Source organism: Sphaerobacter thermophilus DSM 20745 (assembly GCF_000024985.1).
Lineage (GTDB): Bacteria > Chloroflexota > Chloroflexia > Thermomicrobiales > Thermomicrobiaceae > Sphaerobacter > Sphaerobacter thermophilus.
The window spans coordinates 2,708,929-2,735,033 of the sequence record NC_013523.1 but is presented as its reverse complement, the minus strand read 5'-3'; the positions used below and the strand labels follow the sequence as shown (position 1 = coordinate 2,735,033).

The 26,105-nt window shown below is 68.7% G+C and carries 20 protein-coding genes; 10 read left to right on the top strand and 10 right to left on the bottom strand.

Going from position 1 to position 26,105, the window contains the following annotated elements; genetic code table 11:
- The first annotated feature begins 5 nt into the window (after positions 1-5).
- A complete protein-coding gene (locus STHE_RS18120; RefSeq protein ID WP_012872912.1) occupies positions 6-1,280 on the top strand; it encodes a GAF domain-containing sensor histidine kinase in 1,275 nt (424 codons plus the stop codon).
- A gap of 404 nt (positions 1,281-1,684) precedes the next feature.
- Positions 1,685-3,367 (top strand): transglycosylase SLT domain-containing protein, encoded by a 1,683-nt coding sequence (locus STHE_RS18115; RefSeq protein ID WP_012872911.1) that lies wholly within the window; start codon positions 1,685-1,687, stop codon positions 3,365-3,367.
- A 310-nt stretch (positions 3,368-3,677) separates the two neighbouring features.
- Here the strand turns inward: STHE_RS18115 and STHE_RS12295 are convergent, their stop codons facing one another.
- Positions 3,678-5,114, bottom strand: a complete 1,437-nt coding sequence (locus STHE_RS12295) for a CCA tRNA nucleotidyltransferase (protein ID WP_012872910.1) — start codon at positions 5,112-5,114, stop codon at positions 3,678-3,680.
- 480 nt (positions 5,115-5,594) lie between these two features.
- Between STHE_RS12295 and STHE_RS12290 the strand changes: the two genes are divergently transcribed.
- Positions 5,595-9,353, top strand: coding sequence for a Kelch repeat-containing protein (locus STHE_RS12290; RefSeq protein WP_012872909.1), 3,759 nt, complete (start codon positions 5,595-5,597; stop codon positions 9,351-9,353).
- Positions 9,354-9,372: 19 nt separating this feature from the next.
- Here STHE_RS12290 and STHE_RS12285 read toward each other — a convergent pair whose 3' ends face one another.
- The 4 genes from STHE_RS12285 to STHE_RS12270 all read right to left on the bottom strand — a co-directional run bounded on the left by STHE_RS12285 (position 9,373) and on the right by STHE_RS12270 (position 12,539).
- Positions 9,373-10,065: a DsbA family oxidoreductase gene (locus STHE_RS12285; RefSeq protein ID WP_012872908.1), complete on the bottom strand. Its 693-nt coding sequence runs from the start codon at positions 10,063-10,065 to the stop codon at positions 9,373-9,375.
- Positions 10,066-10,099: 34 nt separating this feature from the next.
- Entirely contained in the window at positions 10,100-11,272 is a 1,173-nt protein-coding gene (locus tag STHE_RS12280) for a sodium/hydrogen exchanger (RefSeq protein WP_012872907.1), read from the bottom strand.
- A 128-nt stretch (positions 11,273-11,400) separates the two neighbouring features.
- On the bottom strand, positions 11,401-12,042 hold the full coding sequence (locus STHE_RS12275) for a cysteine dioxygenase family protein (protein ID WP_012872906.1): 642 nt from the start codon (positions 12,040-12,042) through the stop codon (positions 11,401-11,403).
- A 173-nt stretch (positions 12,043-12,215) separates the two neighbouring features.
- The gene (locus tag STHE_RS12270) at positions 12,216-12,539 is read right to left on the bottom strand and encodes a heavy metal-binding domain-containing protein (RefSeq protein ID WP_012872905.1); all 324 of its coding nucleotides are present in this window, start codon (positions 12,537-12,539) and stop codon (positions 12,216-12,218) included.
- Between the two features lie 504 nt (positions 12,540-13,043).
- Between STHE_RS12270 and STHE_RS12265 the strand changes: the two genes are divergently transcribed.
- The 3 genes from STHE_RS12265 to moaC all read left to right on the top strand — a co-directional run bounded on the left by STHE_RS12265 (position 13,044) and on the right by moaC (position 16,044).
- Positions 13,044-14,414: an aminotransferase family protein gene (locus STHE_RS12265; protein ID WP_012872904.1), complete on the top strand. Its 1,371-nt coding sequence runs from the start codon at positions 13,044-13,046 to the stop codon at positions 14,412-14,414.
- A gap of 128 nt (positions 14,415-14,542) precedes the next feature.
- Positions 14,543-15,568: a DMT family transporter gene (locus STHE_RS12260; protein WP_012872903.1), complete on the top strand. Its 1,026-nt coding sequence runs from the start codon at positions 14,543-14,545 to the stop codon at positions 15,566-15,568.
- Positions 15,565-16,044, top strand: coding sequence for a cyclic pyranopterin monophosphate synthase MoaC (gene moaC, locus STHE_RS12255; protein ID WP_012872902.1), 480 nt, complete (start codon positions 15,565-15,567; stop codon positions 16,042-16,044). The genes STHE_RS12260 and moaC overlap by 4 nt, the downstream gene beginning before the upstream one ends.
- Positions 16,045-16,073: 29 nt before the next feature.
- On the opposite strand, the gene STHE_RS12250 is transcribed toward moaC, so the two are convergent.
- Both STHE_RS12250 and STHE_RS18110 read right to left on the bottom strand, forming a co-directional pair.
- The gene (locus STHE_RS12250) at positions 16,074-17,420 is read right to left on the bottom strand and encodes an MFS transporter (RefSeq protein ID WP_012872901.1); all 1,347 of its coding nucleotides are present in this window, start codon (positions 17,418-17,420) and stop codon (positions 16,074-16,076) included.
- A gap of 28 nt (positions 17,421-17,448) precedes the next feature.
- Complete coding sequence (locus tag STHE_RS18110) at positions 17,449-18,336, bottom strand: SMR family transporter (RefSeq protein ID WP_012872900.1); 888 nt, start codon at positions 18,334-18,336, stop codon at positions 17,449-17,451.
- 76 nt (positions 18,337-18,412) lie between these two features.
- Between STHE_RS18110 and STHE_RS12240 the strand changes: the two genes are divergently transcribed.
- Both STHE_RS12240 and STHE_RS12235 read left to right on the top strand, forming a co-directional pair.
- Positions 18,413-18,931, top strand: coding sequence for a DinB family protein (locus STHE_RS12240; RefSeq protein WP_083776121.1), 519 nt, complete (start codon positions 18,413-18,415; stop codon positions 18,929-18,931).
- A gap of 263 nt (positions 18,932-19,194) precedes the next feature.
- On the top strand, positions 19,195-19,629 hold the full coding sequence (locus STHE_RS12235) for a thioredoxin domain-containing protein (RefSeq protein ID WP_012872897.1): 435 nt from the start codon (positions 19,195-19,197) through the stop codon (positions 19,627-19,629).
- 47 nt (positions 19,630-19,676) lie between these two features.
- Here STHE_RS12235 and STHE_RS12230 read toward each other — a convergent pair whose 3' ends face one another.
- Entirely contained in the window at positions 19,677-20,060 is a 384-nt protein-coding gene (locus STHE_RS12230) for a response regulator (RefSeq protein ID WP_012872896.1), read from the bottom strand.
- A gap of 261 nt (positions 20,061-20,321) precedes the next feature.
- Between STHE_RS12230 and STHE_RS12225 the strand changes: the two genes are divergently transcribed.
- Positions 20,322-22,376 (top strand): prolyl oligopeptidase family serine peptidase, encoded by a 2,055-nt coding sequence (locus STHE_RS12225; RefSeq protein ID WP_012872895.1) that lies wholly within the window; start codon positions 20,322-20,324, stop codon positions 22,374-22,376.
- A 480-nt stretch (positions 22,377-22,856) separates the two neighbouring features.
- Positions 22,857-23,780 carry an IS982 family transposase gene (locus STHE_RS12220; RefSeq protein WP_012870543.1) on the top strand — a complete coding sequence of 308 codons (924 nt, stop codon included), beginning with the start codon at positions 22,857-22,859 and terminating at the stop codon, positions 23,778-23,780.
- A 264-nt stretch (positions 23,781-24,044) separates the two neighbouring features.
- Here the strand turns inward: STHE_RS12220 and pgl are convergent, their stop codons facing one another.
- A complete protein-coding gene (pgl, locus tag STHE_RS12215) occupies positions 24,045-24,803 on the bottom strand; it encodes a 6-phosphogluconolactonase (protein WP_012872894.1) in 759 nt (252 codons plus the stop codon).
- Entirely contained in the window at positions 24,800-25,990 is a 1,191-nt protein-coding gene (locus STHE_RS12210; RefSeq protein ID WP_012872893.1) for a glucose-6-phosphate dehydrogenase assembly protein OpcA, read from the bottom strand. The genes pgl and STHE_RS12210 overlap by 4 nt, the downstream gene beginning before the upstream one ends.
- Positions 25,991-26,105 lie beyond the last annotated feature (115 nt).

Below are 26,105 nucleotides of genomic sequence, written 5' to 3'. Positions count from 1 at the left end.
TCACAATGACTGAACACGTCGGCGACAGGGCGTGCGATCCGCTCGCGGCGGACGCGGCGGACGTGAGCGACCTCGCAGAGGGCGTACCGTCGCTGATCGTTGCGATTACCCGGAGCAGCAGCGAGATCGCCGGTCGGGGGGACGAGGCGATCCCTTTGCTCGTGCGCTACCTGGGGCAGGTGCCGGACGTCTGGGGTGCCGGGTTGTGGCTCGTCGCGCCAGACGGCGCGACCCTGCGGCGCCGTGCGTTCCGCGGGCAGCACGACCTTCCCATCCCGCGCGGCGGAACGCTCGACGTGCAGCACTCGGTCCTCGGCCGGATCATGCGCGGAGGGCGACCGGCGCAGATCCCGGCTCGAGAAGTGGTCGCTGAGATCCTGACCCCGGACGCTGCGCCCCACGCACTCCGCTGGGTTGTCGGCGTGCCCGTAACCCACGTGGAGGAACCGCTCGGCATCCTCGGGCTGCTAACCACCCGCCAGCTCACGAGCGAGGAGATCGCGCTCCTGACCGTCCTCGGGCGGCAGGTCGCATCCGAGATCACGATGGGGCAGATGGAGTCAGGCAGGCCACCCAGCACGACCATGACCACACTCGTCGCGCAGCTCGCCCACGAACTGCGCACGCCGTTGACCGGCCTGCGTGGCAACGTCCAACTGGCGGCGATCGCCGCCCGCAAGGGCGACTACACCAGGGTCCCCGCCCGGTTGGAGGCCGCGATGCGGCTGGTGGACACGATGACCGGGGTCATCCAGAATCTGCAGGACCTCAGCCGGCTGGAGCGGGGCCGACTCGTCCCGCGACTTGTGCTGGCCGACCTCTCCGGCACGGTGCAGGGCGCGATCCGGCGCGTCGAACGCACCGGCCTCTCCGACCGGCACGAGATCTCCCTCGACGTGCCGGAGCCGATCGAAACCAGCCATGACCCGCAGCAGATGGAGCAGGTCATCTACAACGTGCTCATCAATGCCGCGACGTACTCGCCAAGTGGCGGACCGATCACCGTGCGACTCTTCCGCCGCTCGGATACGGCATGCATCTCGATCGCGGACCGCGGGATCGGCATCCCGGTCGAGGAGCTTGGCCGCGTCTTCGAGCCATCCTTCCGCGGCACACTTGGCCGTCAAGTGCAGGCCAGCGGGCTCGGGCTTGGCCTGACCATCAGCCGCGCCATCGTTGAGCGCCACGGCGGCACCATCGACATCGAGAGCCGGAACGGCGGGGGGACGACCGTGACCCTGCGGCTCCCCATCCGCCACAGCGTCGCCCCCGATAGCTAGGCACTCCCCACCGGATTCGCGTGTTGCGCGTGCCCCTCGAACGTGACGATCACGCCGTGGATTGCCCGTCTACAAGCCTTCGCCCGGCCCAAACCGCAGGCAAGCCAACCGTTCGGGCCGTTTCTCCCTGTCAACATGTACTGCGTCTGACGAAAGTCTGTCGCAGGCGTGATGATTGAGTCACAATTAGTTCATTCTCCTTGCATTCTTGCTCGCTGGACAGTAGGATTCGCCCCGGCTCGTCGCTGAGCCTGGGACATGTGACAGGATGCTTGCCGATTCTCATGAATCGGGTGCGGCAATCCTCAGGGAGACGGGGAATCCCTGGCGCCGCACTGCCCGGCATGTTCCCGCGCTATATGGGACACCGCCGTGGAGCGACACACGGCAAGGGAGGGGCACAGTTGAATAGGTGGAGACTGCTCGGCGGAGTCGCCGTCGTCGTCGCCTTGTTATCCGCGATGCTCGCCGCGCCCACCACCACCCTCGGGGCCGACCTGGCCCTCAACCCCGAGTATGCCGAACCCCCAATCCCGTCCATCTGGTCTCGCGCCGATGGACCCGCAGCCCGCACCGGGCACGACCAGTCCTGGCTCTGGGGACCACACATCCGCTCGATCACCCGCGAACCGTACGGCGGCGCGCCGGACGGGTCACGGCAGGTCTTCTACTTCGACAAGGCCAGGCTGGAGATCACCAATCCAAATGGTGATCGCAATTCCCTGTGGTATGTCACCCCTGGCTTGCTGGTCGGGGAGTTGATCACCGGCCGGATCCAGGTGGGTGATGGCAGCTTCGTGCAGACCGATCCGGCCGACATCCCGGTGACGGGCGATATCGAGAACAACCCGCTCTCGCCGACCTACGCGACGCTGGCACAGCTCGCCTCGGTGGGCGATGACGCGGAGCGCGCACGCCGCCCGCCCCAGCTCGGTCAGCCGGTAACGGCGCTGCTGCGCGCCGACGGGACGGTGGAGCAGGACGGCGTGGCCGACAGCGCCGTGCGGAACGCCGGCTACGACCAAGCCCTGGGCCACAACATCCCCGACGTCTTCGTCCGCTGGATCCAGGACCAGCCGTACGCCTGGGAGTACGTAGTCGGCCACCCGCTGACCGAGGCGTACTGGGTGGATACCATGGTCAACGGGGCGCAGCGGCGCGTGCTGGTGCAGGCGTTCGAGCGCCGCATCCTGACCTACGACCCGGCAAACCCGCCCGGCTGGCAGACGGAATCCGGCAACGCCGGTCTGCACTACCGCGTCTGGCGGGGGCTGGAGATGCCCGACGATCCGCAGCTCATCTCGCTCGCGGCCGGCGTGCCCCTGGGCGAGTTGATCGTCGGCACGGCCCTGGACCACGGCATCGACCCGTTCTTCTTCGCGGCCCTGGCGAAGGTCGCCAGTAACTTCCAACCGCTGGGGCAGATGGAGAACGGCGGCACCGGGTTCTTCGGCGTCCGACCCGAGGTCGTTGCCAGTGCCGGTGACAAGAATGCGCTCGACCCTGAGATCAACGCCGATCTGGCGGCCAGCGTCATCGCGCCGCTGGCCGCACGGTTCAGCGACATGCGCCACGTCCTCGCCGTCTACTACACCGGCTCGGATCACCCTGACTGGTCCGACCCGGCGCTCCACGCCTTCGTCAGCAACGTGCTCGATACCCAGGCGTGGATGCTGGCCGAGTTCAACCGCCCGGCCAACCTGCTTCACGAACCACCACCTCCCCCGGAGCCGGCACCAGAGCCGCCCCTGCGGCACATCGGCACCGGCCCGGCCGCCTACTACGCGCCCGGCTACACCGTTGCCTGGTGGGAGTGGACCCTCCAGCGACACGCGAGCTGGGGCAACGCCGTGCCTGGCTGGGCGCCCGACCCGAACGGCTACTACTGCGTCCATCCGGACTTCCGTCCGGGCCAGCGGCTGCGGCTCACGGCCAACGGGGTGACCCTGTGGTGCACCATTGGCGACTCGGTCGCGGCCTGGGACCAGCCCGCCTGGCGTGCGCGCTGGGCGGTGGAGCTGTCCTACAACACGTTCCAGGCGCTGCACATGGGCCGGAACAACCGGGTCGAGGTGTACGCTCCGTAGCCTATCCGCCCGGCAGCGGCGTGGCCCCGTACACGACGCCACCGGGCACTCAACATCGTTCATATGGTGGAGTGGTGGAGCGGTAACATCGCGCGAGGCGGGCCATCTGGCCCGCCTCGTTGCATGAGAGTCCTGGAAACGATGGAACGTCGCGAACGATGCACGCTCGGTTAGTCGCGTGAGCCTTGGTTATCCCGAGCGGAGCCGGCCGCCACAGAGCGGCGCACGGCGAAGTCGAAGGATCCCTCCGCCGCACAGCCGTTCCGGCGCCAGATCCTTCACCCAACCCCCTCACCCGGCGAGACGCGCTCTAGACGTCCCCGTGTTCGGCCATCCAGCGGAGGGCTTCGGCCCGTGCGCCTTCCTTGTCGTCCGGGGCGAGCACGCCGTCAATGACCAGTTCGCGCAGGTGGTCCTTCACCTCGCCGATCCAGCGGCCGGGCGGGCGCCCAAACATCGCCATCAACTCATGGCCGTCGAGCGGGCTCTGGAGTTGGGCAAGCGCGTGCTCCTCCTCCAGCCGGCGAGCGTGCTCGCGCAGGGCAGCGATCCGACGCGCCGCCTCGCGTTGGCGGTGGGCGCGGGCACTGGTAACGTCGGCCGCGGCCAGGTCGAGCAGGTCGTCCCAGAGGTCGCCGGCCTCCAGCATGAGGCGACGCACCGCGCTGTCGGTCCAGGTGCTGTCGTAGCTCGCCGGCCGCAGATGCATTTCGACCAGCCCGGCCACCCGGTCGATCAGGGCACGCTCCTGCTTCAAGCGGCGCAGCGCCTTCCGCGCCAGATCGGCCCCCACCCGCTCGTGCCCGAAGAAGTGCACCTCGCCGCGCGCATCGACCGAGCGGGTCATCGGCTTTGCCGCGTCGTGCAACAGCGCCGCCCAGCGGACGGCCAGCCGTGGCGGCGACTGCTCGACGACACGCAGGGTATGCAGCCAGATGTCCTTGTGGCGCCCGGCGCCGGTGTCCTCCGCCATCGGCACCACCTCGGGGAGGACCCAGCGCAGCAGGTCCGTCTCGTGCAGCAGGGCCAACCCCCGCGCAGCCGCGGGCGCGATGAGGAGGCGGTTCAATTCGGCAGCGATGCGCTCGCGGCTGATCCGCTCCAACTGCGGTCCCATCGCCCGCATCGCCGCCAGGGTGCGCCGGTCGACGCGAAAGTCGAGCTGGGCCGCGAACCGGGCCGCGCGCAGGATGCGCAGCGGGTCCTCAGCGAAGCGAGCCTTCGGGTCGCCCACAGCGCGGATGATCCGGCGCTCCAGATCATCCAGGCCCCCAAAGGGGTCGTGCACCGTGCCGTCGCGGGCATCAACCGCGATGGCGTTGATCGTGAAGTCGCGGCGTGACAGATCGCCGACGAGGTCGGTCCCCAGGCGGACCTTCGGTCGGCGGTCGGGCGTTGGGTAGTGCTCCTCGCGGTAGGTGGTGATCTCGACACTCACGCCGTCGAAGACGAAGCCGACCGTGCCGAACTGCTCCCCGACGGTGTAGACACTATCGGCCCCGGCCGCCGCTCCCGCCGCCTTCGTCAACTCCGGCTCGGCCGAGGTCGCGAAGTCGAGGTCGGTGACCGGCTGACCGAGCAGCAGATCGCGCACGCTGCCGCCGACCAGGTACAACTCAGCCCCATGCTGGGCGAAGGCATCCCCTAGCCTCGCGGTAATCGCCCGCATCTGCGGCGGTAGCCGCTCCAGCAGCGACCCCGTCCGCTCCGCCGCGGTCACACTTCGCTCACGGTCCGGCTCAGTCACATACCCTCCTACCCACGCCCCCCGGCGTCACCAGCACGATTCTACCCATCCACCCCACCGCAGAGCACACCCAACGCCAACCACCCCACCCTTCACACTCCGTCCCGCTCACCATCTGGCCGCGCGATCGTGGGCCCCAGTCGCCTTCCCAAGGCAGCGCACGGCGAGGGGGGCAGTGATCCCAGGTTCCCTCCGTGCCATGACCGAGAATGCGCTCCTTGCCCGCTTCACGTCCTCATCCCATCAGCCACTATTCGTCATGTGTACGTACGCTATCTCTACTCTTACACGCACACTTTACACCCCTCGACCTCAAACCCCTCTTTACAAGCAAGTCTTATTCATCTATACTGAGGACCAGTACGTTTCTCCTACAACAGTACTGTGGAGATGGGCCCCTGGTGAGTCGTGGGGGCCGGTGCTTGTGCCGGGCCGCGGCCGCCGGGTGGGTCCGGCATTGCCGTTGATGGGGGAAGGGCCATGAGGGGTCGGGGAGGGGTGCTCCGTTGCCTGCTGGTCGCGTGGCTGCTGGGCGTGGAGCTGGCGGGGCTGCCGGTGGCGGCGGAGTCGGGGTGGGAGTCGGTCGCGAATCTGCCATCGTCCGGGCGCCGGTATCTGGCTGCTGTGAGCGATAGCGACGGCCGGATCTATGTCATCGGGGGTTATGCCGGTTCCAACCTCGATACGGTCCAGCGTTATGATCCGGAGACAAATTCCTGGAGCACGATCGCCTCGTTGAACGTTGCCCGGCGGAGCCCGGTCGCGGCGCGGGGTGGGGACGGCCAGATCTACGTCATCGGGGGCTACTCCTCAACGGAGCTGGATTCGGTCGAGGTCTACGATCCGACAGAGAACACCTGGACCCTGCTGACGACCACGATGTCCACCGCGCGGGCAAACGCCGCCGTAGCGACCGGGAAGGACGGGCGAATCTACGTCTTCGGAGGGCGGAGTGCTGGGACTCCCGTTGCCACCGCCGAGGTGTTCGATCCGGTCGGTCGAACCTGGGAGTCTATCGAGCCGATGCCGCGAGCCCGCTGGGGTGCGGCAGCAGCGATGGCGCCCGATGGGCGGATCTATGTGATCGGCGGAGCGGATGCCTCCAACAAGCCGATCTCGTTCGTTGACATCTACGATCCAGCAACCGACGAGTGGAAACAGGGACCCGCACTTCCCAGTGGGCGGCGGGAGATGGGCGCGGTCACCGGAGCCGACGGACGGATCTACGTCATCGGCGGTTATGACGGAAATGCGACCAACACTGTCCTGATGCTCGATCCTCGCGGTGGCATCTGGGAGGCCGGTGCGCCTCTCAAACAAGCCCGCTACGCGATGGGGGTGACCATCACCCCGGCGGGGGTCATCTACGCCGTGGGTGGGTACAACACGAGCACGGTCTCTTCCACCGAGCGCTTCGTCACCGTGCCGGTGGGAGACCGCACGCCGCCGGTCACGACGGCTGAGTTGGATGGCCCGGTGGGGACGAATGACTGGTTCACCGGACCGGTGACCGTCACGCTCAGGGCTCGGGACGAACAGTCCGAGGTGCAGGGCATCCACTTCCGGATCGATGGTGACGAATGGCAGGACTACGTTGAGCCCTTCGCCATCGAGGACGACGGTGTTCACGAGCTGGAATTCTTCGCCACCGACACTGCCGGCAACGCCGAGCAGCCCCAGCTCCGTGAGGTGCGGATCGACGGTACGCCGCCCCGGATCGACGGCGCGCCCGATCGGCCGCCGAATGCGAACGGGTGGTATCGAGAGCCTGTCGACATCGTCTTCACGTGCGACGACGATACGTCGGGTCTCGATGAGGACGCCTGCCCGTCGCCGGTCACGCTCTCGGAAGAGGGGCGCGACCAGTCTGCCCGGGGAGAGGTAGTCGACCGGGCTGGGAACCGGGCCGAGGTGACGGTCGACGGGATCAATATCGACCGCACGCCGCCTACGATCGCGGCCGCGCTGCAGGGGCCGGATGGTGCGCCGATCGAGCCGAACGCGGCAGGGTGGTTCTCGCAGCCGGTCACGATGGTGTTCACCTGCGCCGATGCGCTGTCGGGCGTGCATGAGTGCTCCGAGTCGACGGTGCTCACCGACGGCGCCGGGCAACGCGTGGAGGGAATAGCGACCGACCGTGCGGGGAACACGGCCCGCGCGGTGGTGGAGGACATCAACGTCGACACCGTGCCGCCGACCGTCACGTTCGCCTTCCAGGATATGGACGGCCAGCCGGTCGAGCCGAGGGACGGCTGGTACCCCGAGCCGCTGCGCATCGTCTTCACCTGCTCCGATGAGGGCTCCGGGGTCCGCGCCTGCCCGGCGAACCGCACGCTCGGCGCCGGGGTGGGGCAGCGCGTGCACGACGTTGCGGAGGACCATGCCGGGAACCAGACGCCGGTCGAGATCGACGGCATCAACGTGGCCGGGCCGGCGCCGAGCATCACCTACGCGCTGGTCGATGCCGCCGGCCAGCCGCTGCCGGAGAGCCCTTCCGGCTGGTACGACCGGCCCGTCACCGTCAGGTTCATCTGCAGCGGCGGGACGGGGATGATCGTGACCTGCGGACCGGATGTGACGCTCGGCGAGGGGGCGGACCATGTCGTGACCGGTGTGGCCGTCGACGAGGCCGGGAAGCGCACTGAGATTACGGTCAGGCCGGTCCATGTCGACCTCACCCCGCCCTCGATCGATTGCGAGCTGCCGGACCAGGAGTGGTCCAACGACAACCGCACCGTGACCTGCACGGCGCGTGACGATGGGGCGGGGCTGGCCAACCCGGAGGACGCGAGCTTCACCCTCCGGACGGATGTGCCGGCTGGCGAGGAGCGCGTGGCCGCGCCGACCGATACCCGCCAGGTCTGCGACCTCGTCGGCCACTGCAAGCAGGCTGGACCGTACACGTTCGGCGTGGACCGGAAGGCGCCGGAAATTACCGCGACGGCCACCGTGGGAGGTGCGCCCTACACGCCGGGCACGTGGGTGAGCCAACCGGTGACGGTCGCGTTCACCTGTGTCGATGAGGGAGCCGGGCTCGCGACCGGGAGCCCGCCCGCGCCGGCGACGCTCGAGGACGACGGCGGCGGCCAGTCGGTGACCGGCACCTGCGTCGATCGGGTTGGGAATCAGGCGAGCCGGGTCGTGGACGGGATCAACATCGACCGGACGGCGCCGGTGACGACCGCGGCGGTCGCCGGACCGCCGGGCGACGCGGGCTGGTACCGGGGGACAGCCACGGTGACCCTGACCGCGACCGACGCCGGGTCCGGGGTGGCGGGTACTCAGTACCAGATCGACGGCGGCGCGCCGGAGTTCTACCAGCAGCCGTTGGCGATCGACACTGAGGGCACCATCCGGCTCACCGTCTGGAGCAGCGATGTCGCGGGGAACATCGAGACGGCGCAGACCATCGAGGTCCGGATCGACCTGTCCCCGCCGGTTGTCTCCTGCGAGGAGCCGGACGGCTGGCATGAGGGGGCCACCGTCGCCTGCACGGCCGTCGACACGGTCTCCGGGCTGCGCGACCCCGAGGATGCGCAGTTCACCCTGACGCCGATCCCGCAGGGTATGCAGGTGGCAAGCACCGCCGGGGACAGGACACGCACGGTCTGCGATGTGGCAGGGAACTGCACCGTCGCCGGGCCGGTCAGCCTCCCGGTCGACACGGCGGCGCCGGAGATCCAGATCGTCGCTCCGGCGGGGACCTACCTGCTCAACCAGAAGGTCACGGCCGAGTACGCGTGCGCCGACGGAGGTTCGGGCGTCGCAAGCTGCCAAGGCCCGGTGCCGGCCGGCGCGCCGATCGACACGAGCCGGGTGGGCAGCCACACCTTCCGAGTGGACGCGCGCGACGCCGCCGGCAATACCGCCAGCCAGGCCGTGACGTACCAGGTCCGCTACGGGGTCGAGCAGACCGGTCAGCTCGGGCTTGGGCCGTTGGTCTGGGTGCGGTTGCGGCTCGTGGATGCCGATGGGGTGAACCACTCTGCAGCGGCGCATCGCCTGCGCGTCACCGGGCTGACCACGGAGGACGGCGCGGCGCATCCCCGGCCACTGGTACGGCTCGTCTACGTCGGGCGGCAGCGGCAGGGCGGGGAGTATCTGGCAATGGTGTCTACCTGGGGCCTGCCGCCCGGCACCCACACGCTCTGGTTCACGGTCGACGATGATCCGGCACCCTACGCCGTCGCGCTCCGCACGGGTCGGCTGGGGTGGATCTGGCCCTGGGGCCGGTGGTGACCCTGCGCCCCGCTGCCGCTCAGGACGACTGCACTGCCTCGTCGAACATCCGGCGGTAGAGGTCGAGGCAGGCATCGCCCCGACACGGTGCGGGCGTCATGCCGATCACACGATGATGCTGCTCGACGTCGAGGTCGATCTCCGGAAGGCCGAGCCCGCTGTACTGCTTGCCCGACGGCAGGACGAAGGTCGGGCTGCCGGGGACGCGCAGCCGTTCCCAGCCCTCGCGCGCCTCTTCAATCACCTGCGCCTTGCCGACGCCAGCGTCGAAGTCGGCCACGAAGCGGTCCAGGTCGAGCTCGGCCTGCTCGGCCAGGTCGATCAGCACGTGGCGCATCGAGACGCAGGCGCTGTCGCGGAAGAAGGCGACGCGGATGGCCCAGGCCATGTCGTCGGCCTTGTCCAGGCCCTGCCGCTCGGCGCACTTGACGGCCTCGAATGCCGGCCAGAAGGTGACCGGCCACTCACTGGCCGGCCGGTGCCACGGCTGGTAGGGCAGGTCGGGCTCCTCCAGGGCCAGCAGCGGCAGCTCGTTGTCGAGCACCTTCTTGGGTGTCGGCTCCCGGTTGACGTACTCCAGCGCCAGGCTCTTGTGCACGATGGCGATGCGCCCGCGGTACTCGTCGCGCAGCCGGCGCAGCCGGAACGCGGTGACGAAGGCGTAGGGGCAGGAGAGGTCGGCGTAGAGCGCGACCTGGACCGGCTCGGCCACGGTGGGCACACCTCCTCCCGGGAATCCGGCCGGGTCAGTGTTTCTGCCCGGCCGAGCGAGCGCCGCGGAACGCCGCTCCGAGGTGGGCGCGGCTGATGAAGATCACGATGGCCCCGGCCACGAGGTAGGCGATCGACATCTCGACCCGGATGTCGGCGAAGACGAACTGAGTTGCGAACATCCCGAAGAGGAATCCGGCGCCGATCAGCGACAGCCGGAGATCCAGCAGCAGCAGGACGGCGAAGAGGGACTGCGCCGCCGTGAGCAGGATCTCGTGCTGCTGGCGCCCGTCGAGCGGCAGCGCGCCGGGATGCCCCAGGCCGATCGAGTAGATCAGCGGTAGCATGGCGACCAGCAGCGTCCACTGGTTGACCTTCGACGAGACAAGCGCCCCGAGGGCGGCACTGGCCGCGCCGCGCCAGGCGAAGATGCTCACCACCACGAACTCCGGCGCCTCGGAGGCCAGCGGCGCCAACCACTGCACCAGGAGGAACTCGTCCACACCGATCTGGGTACCGGTTTCGATCAGCGCGTGCGCGAACGGCTCGGCCACCAGGAGGATCGCAACAGCCGCGAGCAGCCCCAGCCCTGCGACCATCAACCGGCGTGGCCGGGTCGGGAGTGCTCCGATGGTCGCCGCCGGCCCGACCAGGTGCGGCTCCTCGGCCGGCATCCGCGCCAGCCGCAACACGTAGACGACGAAGATCCCGACCAGGATCGCGCAGTCGAAGAGGGACAGCGTCCCCTTGATCGGGAGCACAAAGGCGTAGATCGTCGCCGCCAGTAGCGCGATCAGCTCCAGTCCGTGCGCCGGCTCGAGCGACACCCGGGTCTTCCGCGTCCGGAGCCAGACGAGCACGATCACCAGCGGCCAGGCGACGCCGACGAGGAGCCGGTTGGCGCCGGTCATGTTGGCGATCGCGTAGTGGGAGTACGCGGGGTCCTTCGCCGCCAGCCAGGCAAAGGTGGCGTCCACGATGTACTCGGGCAGGATCGCGATCAGGGCAAGCAGCGCCAGGGCCAGTCCCTGCGAGATGTCGAGCTGAATCACCTCGGCGGCCCAGGAGAGCAGGAACGCAGCGCCGACGATGGCGATACCGAGTATGAGCGCTGCGACCGGCGGGGAGACGTGGTAGACCCCCAGCTCCAGCGCGATGCCCGGCACCAGCGCGAGTATGGCGAGAATGAGCGGATACCATCTCTGCATGCGAGGCTTTCCCTCCTGGAGTGCTCTCGGCCGCCCGCGCGGCGCGCACGCCGAGACAGCCTACACTCCGCATGCTGCGTGCAACAACGTCTTCCTCGTTACTCCCCGCGTTGAGGCGGGCGAGCTCCTCAGCTCCTCGCTTGGTCCTCGCAGGGCACGTTGCTGTAGCCCGAACGGAACGGCGTAACCGACGCGGTCTCCGGGTCGAAGCGATGGCGCACCACGCAGCCGGTGTCGTTGCCCAGCAGGTGGATCGAGATCGACGCCTCGCTCGACGTGGTCGTCACGCTGTGGATGTCGTCGGTCGGGGGCAGCAGGGTGTAGAACTCACCCGCCCGCACCGTTCGCTCCTCGATCAACTCCAGATTCGCCTGCCCAGCGTCGTAGTCGGTGGCGATGGGAGCATAGACCCGCTCGAGTTGCTCGCCGCGGTAGAGCCCGACCAGCCCCCACGCCAGGTGGTCGTGCACCGGGGTCGTCGACCCGGCCGGGACTACCAGGGAGAAAAGGCTCAGCGACCGATCGGCCGAGCGGTAGAGCAAATACTGGCCGATCCCGCCTCCCATGCCGCTCGCTTCGTAGGGCCGTGCGAACTCGTCCGGCAGCCAGCCGTCGGTCTGCAGCAGGCGGCTGAAAGCCGGGCGTAGCTGCTCGACGAGCCGCGCCGGGTCCGGCTCTGCGGCGCGGGCGGCCTGCACAGCGGCGATGAACTCGCGCACGACGGGAGAGTCAACGTAGTACTCATCGGCGGTAGGCTCTTGTGGTGTCATGGCTCCTCCCAGGCTGGGTTGCGACGGGGTCGCACGGGCACCCCCCGGGCTGACAGGGTACGTCATGGGGCCCCCGCGAGCAACGTCCTGCGCCATCGAAGAGGAGCGCCGGCCACTTGCCGGCGCTCCTTCCTTCGCGGGCTCGTTCGCACGCGCTGACCCCGGGGCAGCACCTAGACCCGGACGGCCGTCCCCGATGCGGTGACCATCAGCATCGCGCCGCCGGAGCCGATCTGGATCGCCTCATAGTCGACGTCCACCGCGATGACGGCGTTCGCGCCGCGGTCCCGCGCCTCCTGGGCCATCTCCTCCAGGGCGATCTCCCGCGCCCGTCGCAACTCCTCTTCATAGGCGCCGGAGCGCCCACCGACGATGTCGCGGATGCTCGCGAACAGGTCGCGGAAGAGATTGGCACCCAGGATCGCCTCGCCATGGACAATGCCGATGTACTCGCGGACCGGCTGCCCCTCGATCGTTGTGGTTGTCGTCAGGATCACCCTTCTCTCCTCCGACTCGTTGCGAATGGTCCGGCTGCGGGATGCGTCTGTACGCACTCCGCAGCCCGATGCTACCACCAGACGGACCTGTCGCGGTGCCGTGTGTTGAGCGCGCCGTCGCATCATTCATGAACTTTGACGAATTACCGTGGTATACCCGCCAACAGTCCGCTCCCCTTGTGTCATCCCGAGCGAAGCGAAGGATCTCACGCGGGAGCGGCCACGCCATTCCGAGATCCTTCGGCTCGGACGGAGCCGCCGCCCGGCACGGGCTCTCCGGCCGGCTCCGCTCAGGTTGACAGCGACCGAGCCACGGCCCCACTGCAACACCATAAGTCGTCAAGCCTCATCAAGACCGAAAGTCTCACCCACGAGCGGATGCACCGGCGCGATGTCCGCGTGGGTGTGCTGGGGACGGTATGCTTCAGTGGACGCGCACCGCGGGCTGGGCGACAATAGGCTGGCGGTCAGCGGACGTGGACACGACGAAAGGGATAGTGTGGCATGAACCAGACTGGCGCGGCGCAGGAGACCTGGAACACTGCCGATCTCGTCCGCAAGGACAAGGCGCACATGCTCCACCCGGTGTCCAACCTGCGCCAGCTTCAAGAGTACGGGCCCCTCGTCATGGCCCGCGGTGAGGGGGTCTATCTCTGGGATACCGACGGCAAGCGCTACATCGACGCCTTCGCCGGGCTGTGGAACGTCAACGTCGGTCACGGCCGCCGCGAGTTAGCAGATGCGATGCGGGAGCAGGGGGAGCGCCTCGCCTTCAGCCCCACCTTCTTCGGCCTCGCTACCCCGCCGACTATTGAGCTGGCGGCCAAACTGGCCAGCCTCTTCCCCGGCGACCTGAACTACTTCAACTTCACCTCCGGCGGGGCTGAGTCCAACGAGACGGCCATCAAGATCGCGCGCTACTACTGGGCGCTGCGCGGCAAGCCGGACAAGGTGAAAGTCCTCTCCCGCATGATGGCGTACCATGGCATCGCCATGGGCGCGCTGTCGGCCACTGGTATTCCGGCTTACTGGCAGGACTTCGGCCCGCGCCCTGCCGGCTTCATCCATCTCACCCCGCCCTACTACTACCGGCACGGTGAGGGCATGACCGAGGACGAGTTCGTTGACTCGCTCGTGCGGGAGCTAGAGGAGACGATCCAGCGAGAGGGTGCCGACACCATCGCCGCGTTCATCGGCGAGCCGATCCAGGGCGCGGGCGGGGTCGTGGTGCCGCCAGATCGCTACTGGCCGGCCATCGCCGAGGTGCTGCGGCGGCACGATATCCTCCTCATCCTCGATGAGGTGATCACCGGCTTCGGCCGCACCGGCACCTTGTTCGGCATGCAGCAGTACGGCATCACGCCCGACATCGTCTCCTTCGCCAAGGGGGTGACCTCCGGCTACGTGCCGCTCGGCGGCGTCGGCGTCAGCAGCAAGATTTTCGACGTGCTGGCCGAGCCGGACCGCGTCTTTATGCACGGCTTCACCTACTCCGGCCACCCGGTGGCCTGCGCCGTCGCTCTCCGCAACATCCAGATCATCGAGGAGGAGAACCTGGCGGCGAACGCCGGGGAAGTCGGTGCCTACATGATCGGCGAGCTGTCGAAGTTGCTGGAGCGCCCGTACGTCGGCAACGTCCGCGGCAAGGGGCTGATGATGCTGGTCGAGCTGGTGGCCGACAAGGAGACGAAGGCCAAGTTCGACCCGGCGCAGAACCTCGGCGGGCGCTTGCAGGCCGCCACGCGCAAGCGCGGCATCATCGTGCGCTGCAACCCCGACTCCATCGCTATCGCGCCGCCGCTGATCCTGACCAAGGAGGAGGCGAGCACTGTCGTTGAGGCGATTGCCGATTCGCTGACCGAGGTGCTCGGCTAACCGCCGAGACGTCACCCACCGGCGTGCGGGGCGACCGGTGGAGATGGAAGCGATACCGGGAATGGCGGGGCCCGGATGCGTCGCGCATCCGGGCCCGTCGCGTCCGAGCAGCAACAGGACGGCGAGGGATGGAACGGGACACAGCGCTCGACACCGGCGCGGCAAGCGAGCGGGCGTCGGAGGAACCGCAGGCCGGGCGAGGTGGACAGCGTGCGCTCTCGACCCGCGCGCTGCTGCTCGTCCACCTCTCGCTCCTGTTCGTGGCCGTCTCCTGGGGTTCGAACTTCGTCTCGATCAAGTACCTGCTGCGCCGCGTCGACGCAACCGAGGTGCTGATGATCCGGCTGACGCTGGCCAGCCTCTGCTACGCCGGGTTTCTGCTCCTCTCCGGCCGCGGCTTCGCCCGCTTCTCCCGCGCCGACTGGCGCAAAGCCGCGCTCATGGCCCTGCTCGGCGTGACGATCAACACCGGCGCGGTGGCCTACGGCGTCCAGATGATTCCCGCGGCGGTCGCGAGCCTGATCGTGACCGGCAACCCGGTCTTCACCGCGCTCATTGCACGCGCCCTGGGCCAGGAGCGGCTCACCCCGCGCAAGCTCGGCGGGATCGCCGTCGCGTTCACCGGCTTCCTGGTCGTGCTCTTCTACGGCGGGCCGGAGGCGCAGTTCAGCGTGCGCAACGCCCTCGGCATCCTCATCACGCTGCTGGGGCCGCTGGCCTGGGCCTTCTACACCGTGCTCAGCAAGCCGCTGCTCGTGCGCTATGAGCCGGTGCAGTTCGCGGGGACCGTCACGATCCTCGGTACTCTCCCGCTCTTGCCGCTGTTCGCCACCCGTCCCGGAGTGGTGCGCGAAGCCCTTCGGTTCGGCCCGGCGGAGTGGCTGGCGGTGCTGACCATGGTCGTCTTCGCCCTGGTGCTGGCCTATGCGCTCTGGTACCGTGGCCTACGGGTGCTCAGCCCGACGCAGATCGCCGTCTATATCTACCTGGTGCCAGTCTTCGGCACGCTCGGGGCCTGGCTTCTGCTGGGAGAGCACATCACCATCTACCTGCTGCTCGGCGGAACCTTGATCCTGCTCGGTGTGATCTTGACCAACACGGCGCGCCGCGGCCCGGTCGAGCACGGCGAGCGCGCCCGGAGGAGGGCACGATGAGTGAGTTGACGCACTTCGACGAGCGCGGTCAGGCGCGCATGGTTGACGTCGGGGACAAGGCGGAGACGCACCGCGTCGCCATCGCCCGGGGCGAGATCCGGATGCAGCCGGACACGCTGCGGATGATCGTCGAGCAGCGCGCCGCCAAGGGTGACGTGTTCGGCGTGGCCCGGATCGCCGGGATCATGGCCGCCAAGAAGACTCACGAGCTGATCCCGCTCTGTCACCCGCTAATGCTGACCGCGATCACCGTCGACTTCACGCCCGACGAGGAGCGCGGGGCGGTTGTGATCGAGGCGCGGGTCGAAACCCGCGGCCAGACTGGGGTCGAGATGGAAGCCCTGACGGCGGTGAGCGTCGCGGCGCTAACGATCTACGACATGGTCAAGGCGGTCGACCGGGGCATGGTCATCGATCAGATCCGCCTGGAGGAGAAGCGCGGCGGCCGCTCCGGTACCTGGCGCCGCGAAGGGTAAGCGGTCTTCTAGGAAGCGCCGGCGCTCCTTCAATCGGACACCGACGACTCCTGCACCGGGCGTCGCGTAGCGGTCCGAGGGCCGTGCTCCGGATGGCGGGCGCGGTAGAGCCAGCCGAGAACGAAGCCGACTGCGCAGAGGAGGGCCATGATCCCGACCGCGATCCGCACGCTCAGCGTCTCAGCGAGGTAGCCGAGTGAGAGGGAGCCGACCGGGGCCGTGCCCATGAAGAGGAAGATGTACAGGCTCATCACCCGCCCACGCAGCTCCCCGGGCGCCAGGATCTGCAGCCGCGAGTTGGCGGTGGCGGTGAAGACGATGCTGCCCGCACCGAGCAAGACCAGGATCCCCACCGTGAGCGGCGCTGACGTCGAGAGCGCCAGCAGCCCGAGCAGCACGGTGAAGCTGCCCGCCCCCATCAGCAGCAGCCGCTCGGTGGGGCTGCTCACATAGGCCACCCCGAGCGCAGCGACCAGTGAGCCGATCCCCATGGCCGTCAGCAGGCCACCGAAGCCCAGCGCGCCGGTGTCGAGGACGTAGCGGGCAATGAGCGGCAGGATGACGGTGAACTGGTAGCCGAAGGTGCCCAGGAAGGCCATCAGAATCAGCACCAACGCCACCGCGGGCGTGCGCACGGAGTAGGCGATCCCCTCGCGTAGCCGCGCCAGCACCGGTCCCCGCACCGGCGGCGGCACATCGTAGAACTCCTCCGGGCGCATCATCAACAGCCCGACGATGACCGCCACGAAGCTCACCGCGTTGGCATAGAAGGGGACAGCGATGCCGAAGGCGGCAATCATCGCACCGCCGATGGACGGGCCGACAATGCGGGCCGTATTGAACAGGCTGGAGTTGAGCGCCACCGCGTTGGGCACGTTCTTCGGCCCGACCATCTCGACCACGAATGCCTGCCGCGTCGGGTTGTCGAAGGCGGTCGCCAGCCCGAGCACGGCGGCCAGGATGTAGATGTGCCAGATCTCCACCACATCCCAGGAGATCAGCAACCCCAGGATGAGCGCCTGGATCCCCATGACGAACTGGGTGACCAGCAGCACCTGCCGCTTTGGTAGCCGGTCGGCGAAGACGCCACCGAAGAGTGAGAAGAGCGTCATCGGCAGGAACTGCAGCGTGGTGACCATCCCGAGGGCGAAGGAGGAGTCGGTAAGGTTCAACACCAGCCATGCCTGAGCCACCCGCTGGACCCAGGTGCCGGTCACCGACAGGAGCTGGCCGAACCAGAAGAGCCGGTAGTTGCGGTTTGAGAATGAGGCAAACGTCCGCGCGAGAGACCGGCTCAGACGGCTGCTCGCCGGGACGCCTCCAGCGCCGCCGGTTGCTTGCTGTCCCACCTGTTCCCGGCTCTGCTCCCGCATCATCTCCGTCGCCTCCCGCTTGTGGCGCCGGCTACCCCATCACCGCGATGGCGAGCACCCCGGCCAGGATCAGGACGGCGCCAGGGATACGCTCCCGGCCGCCGCCCTCACCCAGCACCCACACGCCGAGGACTGCGCCGATGACGATGCTCACCTCACGCAGGGCCACGATGTAGCTGACCGCCGTGAGCCGCATCGCTGTGAGGATGATCAGATAGGTCCCCAGTACCAGTAGGCCAACCACGAGGATCGGAACGCGGTTCTCGTCCCACTCGCGGCGTAGCCCGGCCCGGCGGCGGGTCAGGATGTAGGGCGACAGGCCGAGGGTCATCCCCGCCATGAGCAGGTAGCCGTAGACGACCGGGTGGACCCGGGCTACCCCCGCCTTGTCGACCAGTGAGTAGGCACAGATCGCCAGCCCGGTCAGCAGCGCGAAGAAAGTGCCGAGGTTGACACCGCTCCGTTGACCGGCCGCGATGCCGAGCGGCTGGCGGACCAGCGCCCGGAGCGGTTCCTGGTGCATCACCAGGATACCCGCGACGACGAGCGCGATTCCGACCCCGCCGGCGAGCGAGATGCGCTCGTGCAAGAGCGGCAGGGCCAAGAGCGGCACGAGCGCCACTCCAGTGCCGCGAGCAATCGGATAGGCGAGCGAGAGCGCGCCGTGGCTGTAGGCGGCGGAGAGGCAGAGGTAGTAGGCAACGTGGATCGTCGACGTGGCCGCTACGAAGGGCCAGCCATCGGCAGGGATTGGGTGGGCGCGCAGGAAGCCTGCAAAGGGCAGTGCGTAGATCACGAGCGTTGCCAGGTTCGCCAGGAAGAGAAACGCGAGCGTGTCCTGGCTGCGTTTGACGAGCAGATTCCAACTAGCGTGCAGGCTGGCCGAACTCAGGACCAGTACCGTCGCGAGGATTCCCATACGCCCATCATACCACCGCCCGCGCCGGCCCCGGACCCGTCCGCAAGCTGCTACGATTAGCGGACGGCAGCAGGCGATGCAGAGTGGAGTCGAGGAGACGATGGGCGAGCGCGTTGAAGGGAGCGAGGTCCAACGGCTGCGCGCGGAGGTGGTCCGCGCGCACGATCGGTTCACGGCCCTGGTGGCCGGGATCGACCCAGTCGTTCTGGAGACAAACCCTGCGGTGGGTTCCTGGTCCGTGCGGGACGTGACGGGGCACCTGGCCGACTGGCATCGGGAGATGCTGGACGCCGCTGAGCACATCCTGGGCGGACCGAAGCCGCGACACCATCCGATCAAGCACACGCAGAGCTTCAACACCATGTCCGCCGCCGTACGGGGCACCGAGCCCTGGGAGCAGGTCGCGGCCGACCTCGAGGCCGCGCGCGACCGCGCCCTCGCCTTCCTCGACCGGCTGACGCCCGAGCAACTCGGCGCGATCGGCCCCTTCCCCTGGGGAGAGGTCGGCCGGCTGCACCGCCTGATCGAGGAGATGGTCGAGCACGTCGACGAGCACGCGGCGCAAGTGGGGGAATGGCGTCTGCGCCTCGGGTGAGCAACGGGAGCGCAGGCGTCTCGCCCGTCCCCCGCGAAGAGACTCTCCTCTCCCAACATTGGGAAAGGGGTCGGGGGTGAGAGCCGTTCCCACGGGGAGGACGCCCGCGCTCCTTACGCCAGAGGAGGCCCCGAGTCATGACAACCACCATCGAGTGGGAACGGGACTTCGCGCACGCCGCGGAGCGCGCCGCTCGCGAGCGCAAGCCGCTCCTGATCGACGTCATGAAAGACCCCTGACGCGGCTGCGCCAAACTGGATGCCGTGACGTATCCAGACGCCCGTGTCGTGGCCGCGGTCACCAGCCGCTTCGTGCCGCTCAGGCTCGACCTCTTCCGCGACCCGCGGGAGGTCGTGCGGCCGCTCAACGTGATCTGGACGCCGACGATCCTCTTCGCCGACCGGCGCGGCACGGTCCACTACCGCAGTCTGAACTTCCTGCCCCCCGATCTGTTCCTCACCCTGCTCGACCTGGGCGAGGCCTGGGTGGACCTGCACTGGTCGCGCACCGACCACGCTATCGAGTTGCTGCGCGGCGCCTACGAGCGGGACCCCGACGGCGCGCTCGCACCCGAGGTGCTCTATCGCCTGGGCATCGCCGTCTATCTCAAGACCCGCTCGGACCCGGAGATGTACAAGGTCTGGGACATCCTGCGCGCGCGCTTCCCCGACTCCATCTGGGCCGCGCGCGTGCCGTAGGGGTGCGTCAGGCTCTGCCCGCGTGCTCGGCGGGCAGCAACCTGCCCCTACCGCGGGTTGGGATGGGTCAAGACGGCGTCGACGACGGAGAGGAGGTCGGTGAGGTCGAACGGCTTGGGAATGGCGGCCGCGGCATCGAGCGTCTGGGCGTGCTCCTCCAACCGTCCCCCGGCCGACAGCAGCACCACCGGCACGTCGCGCGCCACGTCGAGCGTCAACTGGCGGCGCCGGAACTCCCAGCCGTCCATCTTCGGCATCCAGAGATCAAGCAGGATCAGATCGGGGCGCCACTCGTTGAGCACATCGAGCGCCTCCAACCCGTTCCGGCACGCACGCGTGACGTAGCCCTCGGCCGCCAGCACCTGCGTGATGATATCGACGATCGCGGGATCGTCGTCAACGACAAGGATCGAAGCGGCCGCTGGCGCCATTCCCTCGTCTCACTAGATCACTCGGATAATGCTGCGTATTGCGCGTTCCCTGACACCCAATCCTGCCGCATAGGCGCAAGCACACGGGCCGCGCGTTTAGGACGCGGCATACCCCTCCGGGTAGCAGCTGGTCGCAAGGGGCATGCCGTGATGCTTCATCAGCATGGATTGGTCGGTACGCAATCCAGACACCGACGGCGTGCCCATGGAATAATCGGCAGGCAGACACTCGGTCGAGGATGCAGGGAGGAAAGGGACCTCATGACCGAACGGTTGACGTCGCCGCCTGCCACGAGAGTCGAACCCGTAACCGAGGTGCTGCACGGGCACACCATCGTAGACCCGTACCGCTGGCTGGAGGACGACGAGTCACCGGAGACGCGCGCCTGGGTCGACGCTCAGAATGCGTACACCCGCCGCGTACTCGACGCCTCCCCCTCCCACGCGCGCATCCGCGCCCGGCTGGAGACGCTGCTCTCGATCGGTGACATCTCGGCGCCGGTAATGCGGGGCGAGCGCGCCTTCTTCCTCCGCCGGGAGGGATATGAGAACCAGCCGAAGCTGTACCTGCGCGAGGGGGACAGCGAGCGGGTGTTGCTCGACCCGAACCAGGAGAGCGCCGAGGGGACGACGGCTCTCGACTGGTGGTACCCCTCGCCCGACGGCACGCTCGTCGCGTTCGGCTACTCCCAGGACGGCGACGAGGAGAGCGTGCTCCAGGTCCTCGACGTCGCGCGGGACACGCTGCTCGCCGAGCGCATCGACCGGACCCGCTTCTGCAGCCTTGCCTGGCTCCCCGACGCATCCGGCTTCTACTACACGCGCTATCCCCAGCCCGGCGAGGTCCCACCGGGTGAGGAGCGCTACCACCGCAAGGTCTTCTTCCACCGGCTCGGAGACGACCCGGCGGCTGATCCGCTCGTCTTCGGCGACGGGCTCCCGGCGGAAGCCCAGCCGCACGTCCGCCTGTCGCGCGACGGTCGCTGGCTGATCGTCACCGTGAGCCACGGCTGGGCGCGGGCCGACCTCTACCTCCACGACCGCACCCGTCCCGAAGCCGGGTTCATCCCCGTCTTCGTGGAGGAGGAAGCGCTGGTCGAGGGGTTCGTCCACCGCGGGCAGCTCTACCTGCTGACGAACCTCGATGCGCCACGCTACCGGCTGCTGGCGGTCGACCCGGAGCGCCCGGAGCGCCAGCACTGGCGGGAGATCATCGCCGAGCCGGAGGAAGCACGCATCGAGCAAGTCGTCCCGGTAGGTGACCGGCTGGTGGTGCAGACGCTGGTGCGGGCGACCTCTCGCCTGACGCTGCATGACCTGGACGGCCGCCCGGTGAGCACCCTCGACCTGCCAGGGTTAGGGACCGTCTCCGGCCTGAATGCCGAGTCGGAGGGCGATCGCGCCTTCTTCCGCTTCGAGTCGTTCACGGTACCACCCACGGTCTTCCAGTGCGACACTGCCAGCGGTCGGATCACCGAGTGGGCCGCGGTCGAGGCGCCGATCGACCCGGCCGCGTATACCACCGAGCAGGTCTGGTACCGCTCGGCCGACGGCACCCTCGTTTCCATGTTCATCGTGGCTCGGGCAGGGACGCCGCGCGACGGCAGCGCCCCGGCGCTCCTCACCGGCTACGGCGGTTTCAACATCAGCCGCACGCCACTCTTCGACCGTCGCATGTTCTTTTGGCTGGAGCAGGGCGGCGTCTACGCGCTGCCCAACCTGCGCGGCGGCGGCGAGTATGGCGAGGAGTGGCACCGCGCCGGGATGCGCGAGCGCAAGCAGAACGTCTTCGACGACTTTATCGCTGCGGCGGAGTACCTGATCGCCGAGGGTTACACCCGCCCCGAGCGCCTGGCGATCCTCGGCGGCAGCAACGGTGGGCTGCTGGTCGGCGCGGCCATGACCCAGCGGCCGGACCTCTTCCGCGCCGTCGTCTGCCAGGTGCCGCTGCTCGACATGCTGCGCTACCACCGGTTCCTGATCGCCCGCCTCTGGATCCCGGAGTACGGCTCGGCCGACGACCCGGAGCAGTTCGCCTACCTGTACGCCTACTCGCCCTATCACCGGGTGGAGGACGGCACGCCCTACCCGGCCGTGCTCCTGACGACAGCCACCTCGGACACGCGGGTCGCTCCGCTGCACGCGCGCAAGATGGCCGCGCGCCTGCAGGCTGCGACCGGCTCCGATCTCCCGGTGCTGCTGCGAGTCGAGACCGCCGCGGGCCACGGCGCAGGCAAGCCGCTCGGCAAGCAGATCGCCGAGCAGACCGACATCTGGACCTTCGTCTGCGACCAGCTCGGGGTAACAGTTGCGTAGTGCCACACCCCCGGGCACCTTGGAGTGCGGCGGCCTGAGCCGCCGCTTTCGTATGGCGCGGCTGATGCCGCGCCCCGGGGTCGGTGTCGCACCGGCGTCGGGACACGGGATAGGTCCCGCGCTGTGGCACGTGCCCGGGGGTGAACCCCCGGGCTCACAACGAAAAGCCGGCTGAGAGCCGCGGTGGCACGTCTCGGCGTTACGTTCCCACCGCCGGTTAGTGCCCGGGGGTAAACCCCCGGGCTGACAAAGCGAAGCCCACTGAAGGGGCTGGGGATGCTGGACTTGGCAGGTGGCCGAACCGGTTACGTCTGGGTGTGGCCATCACAGCCCCTTCAGTGGGCTTACCCATTATTCAGCCCGGCGGCTTTAACGCTTGGTGTGAGTTAGCCGGGGCATGCTGTGCCCTCTTGACACAGGAAGGTGCCCACTTCCATACGGGAGATAGCTCGTATCCGTCTCCCACGAAAGGAGCACCCGATGGATGTGGACACCTTCCTGATTACAGTCTATGTCCTGGTCGACACCTTCTGCCAGACCCACCTGCCCCCGGAGCCCCACCGCCCCGGCCCCGCGCCGGCCCTGAGCCGCAGCGAGGTCTTGACCCTGGCCATCTTCGGGCAGTGGATGAGGTTCTCCAGTGAGCAGGACTTCTACCGCTACGCCGAGCGCCACCTGCGCCCCTACTTCCCGACCCTGCCCCACCGCAGCCAATACAACCGGCTGCTGCGGCGGCATCAGGTCGCCCTGGCCCAGTTCGCCCTCTACCTGGCAGACCAACTTGGCCGGGGGCCAGTGGCGGTGGATGTGCTCGATGTGGCGCCGGCTCCGGTGCGCAACGCCAAGCGCCGCGGGCGGGGCTGGCTGGCCGGCGAGGCCAACATCGGCTTCAGCTTGCGCCTGGGCTGGTTTGCCGGCTTCCGCGTGCTGACCGCCGTCAGCCTGGAGGGGGCGATCACCGGCTGGGGCGTGGCCCCGGCCAGCACCAATGAGCGGTCCCTCGCCGAGACCCTGATTGCCTGTCGGGCCCACCCCGATCCCCGCCTGCCCAGTGTCGGCACGCCGGTGGCGACCTATCTGGCGGATAGTGGCTTTGCCGGCGAGGACTACAAGGCGCACCTGGCGGCCACCTATGGCGTGACGCTGGTGGCCACCCCGCAGCGGGGCAGTCGGCGGCGCTGGCCCAAGGCGGTCCGCCGCTGGGTGGCCCGCCATCGCCAGATCGTGGAGACGGTCGTTGGACGACTGCTGCACACCTTCGGCCTCGAGCGGGAGCGCCCGCACACCCTGGCGGGCTTCCAGGCGCGACTGGCGGCCAAGGTGGCGCTGCACAACCTCTGTTGCTGGCTGAATCGGCAGCAGGGGCGGCCGCTGCTGGCCGTGGCGAACCTGATCACCTGGTAGCCACGGCGCCCTAACTCACACCAAGCGTTTTAGCCCCGGGCACGCGCCACGGCGCGGGGATCCGCACGCCGTCTATCCCCCGTTCCGACCACGGTACGAACCCTACCCTGGCGCGGCCTGATGCCGCGCCATACGAAAGCGGCGGCTCGGGTCGCCGCATTCCACAGCCGGCTTCAGCCGGCTTTCGTTGTCAGACCAGGGTGAACCCCCGGGCACCCGCCGGATGGTAGACACCGTATCATCGGGAGTTGGGCGCGTATGCCCCTACCCCGCCGGGCCGCGGCCGGTGAGCTGGCTGGCGGCAGCTTCGTCGAGCAGCCAGATGACGGTGCCGGAGGCGGTGCGGATGAACTGCGCCGGGGTCTGCTCCGGTGCGTAGGGGGCCTCGAGCGCCCGGTGCACCGCCGGTGCCTTATCCTCTCCGGCCGCGAGCACCATGATGTTGGCCGCCTCGGTGATGACCGGCACGGTCAGGGTGATCCGCATGGTGTCGAGTTGCGGCACGACGTTCTCCACCACCGGGACGCCCCGGACCGTCAGCGCCCGCGTCCCGGGGAAGAGGGACGCCGTGTGCCCATCGGCCCCGATGCCGAGCAGGATCAGCCCGAAGTCGGGCATCTCACCGACTCCCAGTCCGAAGACGCGCGTGAGCGTCGCCGCGTAGTGCGCAGCGGCATCGGAGGGCTCGCGCTCGGCTTCGATCCGGTGGATCTGATCGTGGGGGATCGGTACGTGGTCCAGCAGCGTCTCGCGCGCCATCCGATAGTTGCTCTGCTCGTGGTCCGGTGGCACGCACCGCTCGTCACTCCAGAAGACGTGCACGCGCGACCAGTCGATCGCGTCCGCCTGGGGCGGCTCGGCCAGCAGGCGGTAGAGCGCCCGCGGTGTCGAGCCGCCGGAGAGTGCGACGGTGAATCGCTCGCGCTGGGCGATCTGCTCGCGCGCGATGGCGACGAAGCGGCGCGCCGCGGCCTCGGCCAGCGCCTCCGCGTCGGGCACGACGACGACCGTTTGCTCTCTCATAATTCCTCCCGCTTCCGCAGCGCACTGACGAAGCCCCGCGCTGCGTCGAGCGCGTCCTCGTACAGGGTATCGTGCCCGGGTCGCCGCAGGTCGTGCACCAGCAGCTCCCCGACGTCCGAGGGCGTGCAGCGGGTAGCGTACTCGAGCCGCGGCGCGCCGTCGACCAGCGTGCTGACCCGAATGGTGCCGAGGTCTTCGTCGACCCGGGCGGCGCGGAACTCGCTGCTGCGGCGGCCGTCGTCCGCCGTGAGCGTGGCTGCCAGCAGCAGCCCGTTGAAGCGGCGCGGCACCGGTGCGCGCTCCACCACGACCGTCAGATCCCGCCCGTCGGGGCGGCGCGCGGTGAAGACCATGGCTTCCTTCCCCCAGCGCTCGGCGCCACGCACCTGCCAGCCCAATCGACTCGCGATCCAGGCGGCAAACAACAGCGCCTGCGCGGGGTTGTCAGCCGCGCCACGTGCGTGCCCGTAGCGCAGCGTCATCCGCGACACGGCATCGAGCGCCCATTGGTGATCGGGCGCGTCGAAGAACTGGGCCATCACCTCGCGCCAGGTCATCATGCGGGCCCAGTTCAGGTCGCTGATGGCGCACCCCTGGTCCAGGTGTCGGCATAGGTCATAGAGTCGGGTCAGGTTGACCAGGCAGTGGGTGAAGTCGAGCGAGTCGATCACCAGACGATCGACCGCGCGGGCGACCCGGACCATCCCAGGATCGCGCAGCGGCGGCAACCCCGGCCACCAGAGGAACGTCCTCAGGTCCGGCAACACGAGCGCGGGGATCACGCTGGCAATGACGTGCGAGGCGCGGGGCGGGACCGGGACGATGATCTGCTCGAAGCAGGGCGCGATGTGCGCATCGGGGATGGCGGAGCACTGGGTCGTGACCTGAGCCTCAAGCGCGCGGCTCGGGTCAGCAGCGTCCGAGGCGGTCACGAAGATGACGACGCGCGACGGATGGTGCACCGAGAGCTGGCCCATCATGCGCGCGAGCCGGACGGCCGCCACCCGGTCGGGGGCGACGAGCACCAGATTGAGGACGCTCGTCCGGGTCGGCACGACGTCCATCTGCGTCAGTGCGACCAGGTCCGGCGCTTTCCACAGGTTCGACAGCTCTCGCTCGATCGCCTCGACATCGACGGCGGGTCCAGGGAACCCGATGACGTCCCGGCTGATATCGACCTCGGCCATGTACCCTCCCCCGTGCACCCTGCGCGGCTACTACGCTGATATGGAGCGCTGGACTCTGGCCGGCTCCCGTCTCGCCGCATATCCATGAAGAGCCGGCGAGATGCCGACGATCCTG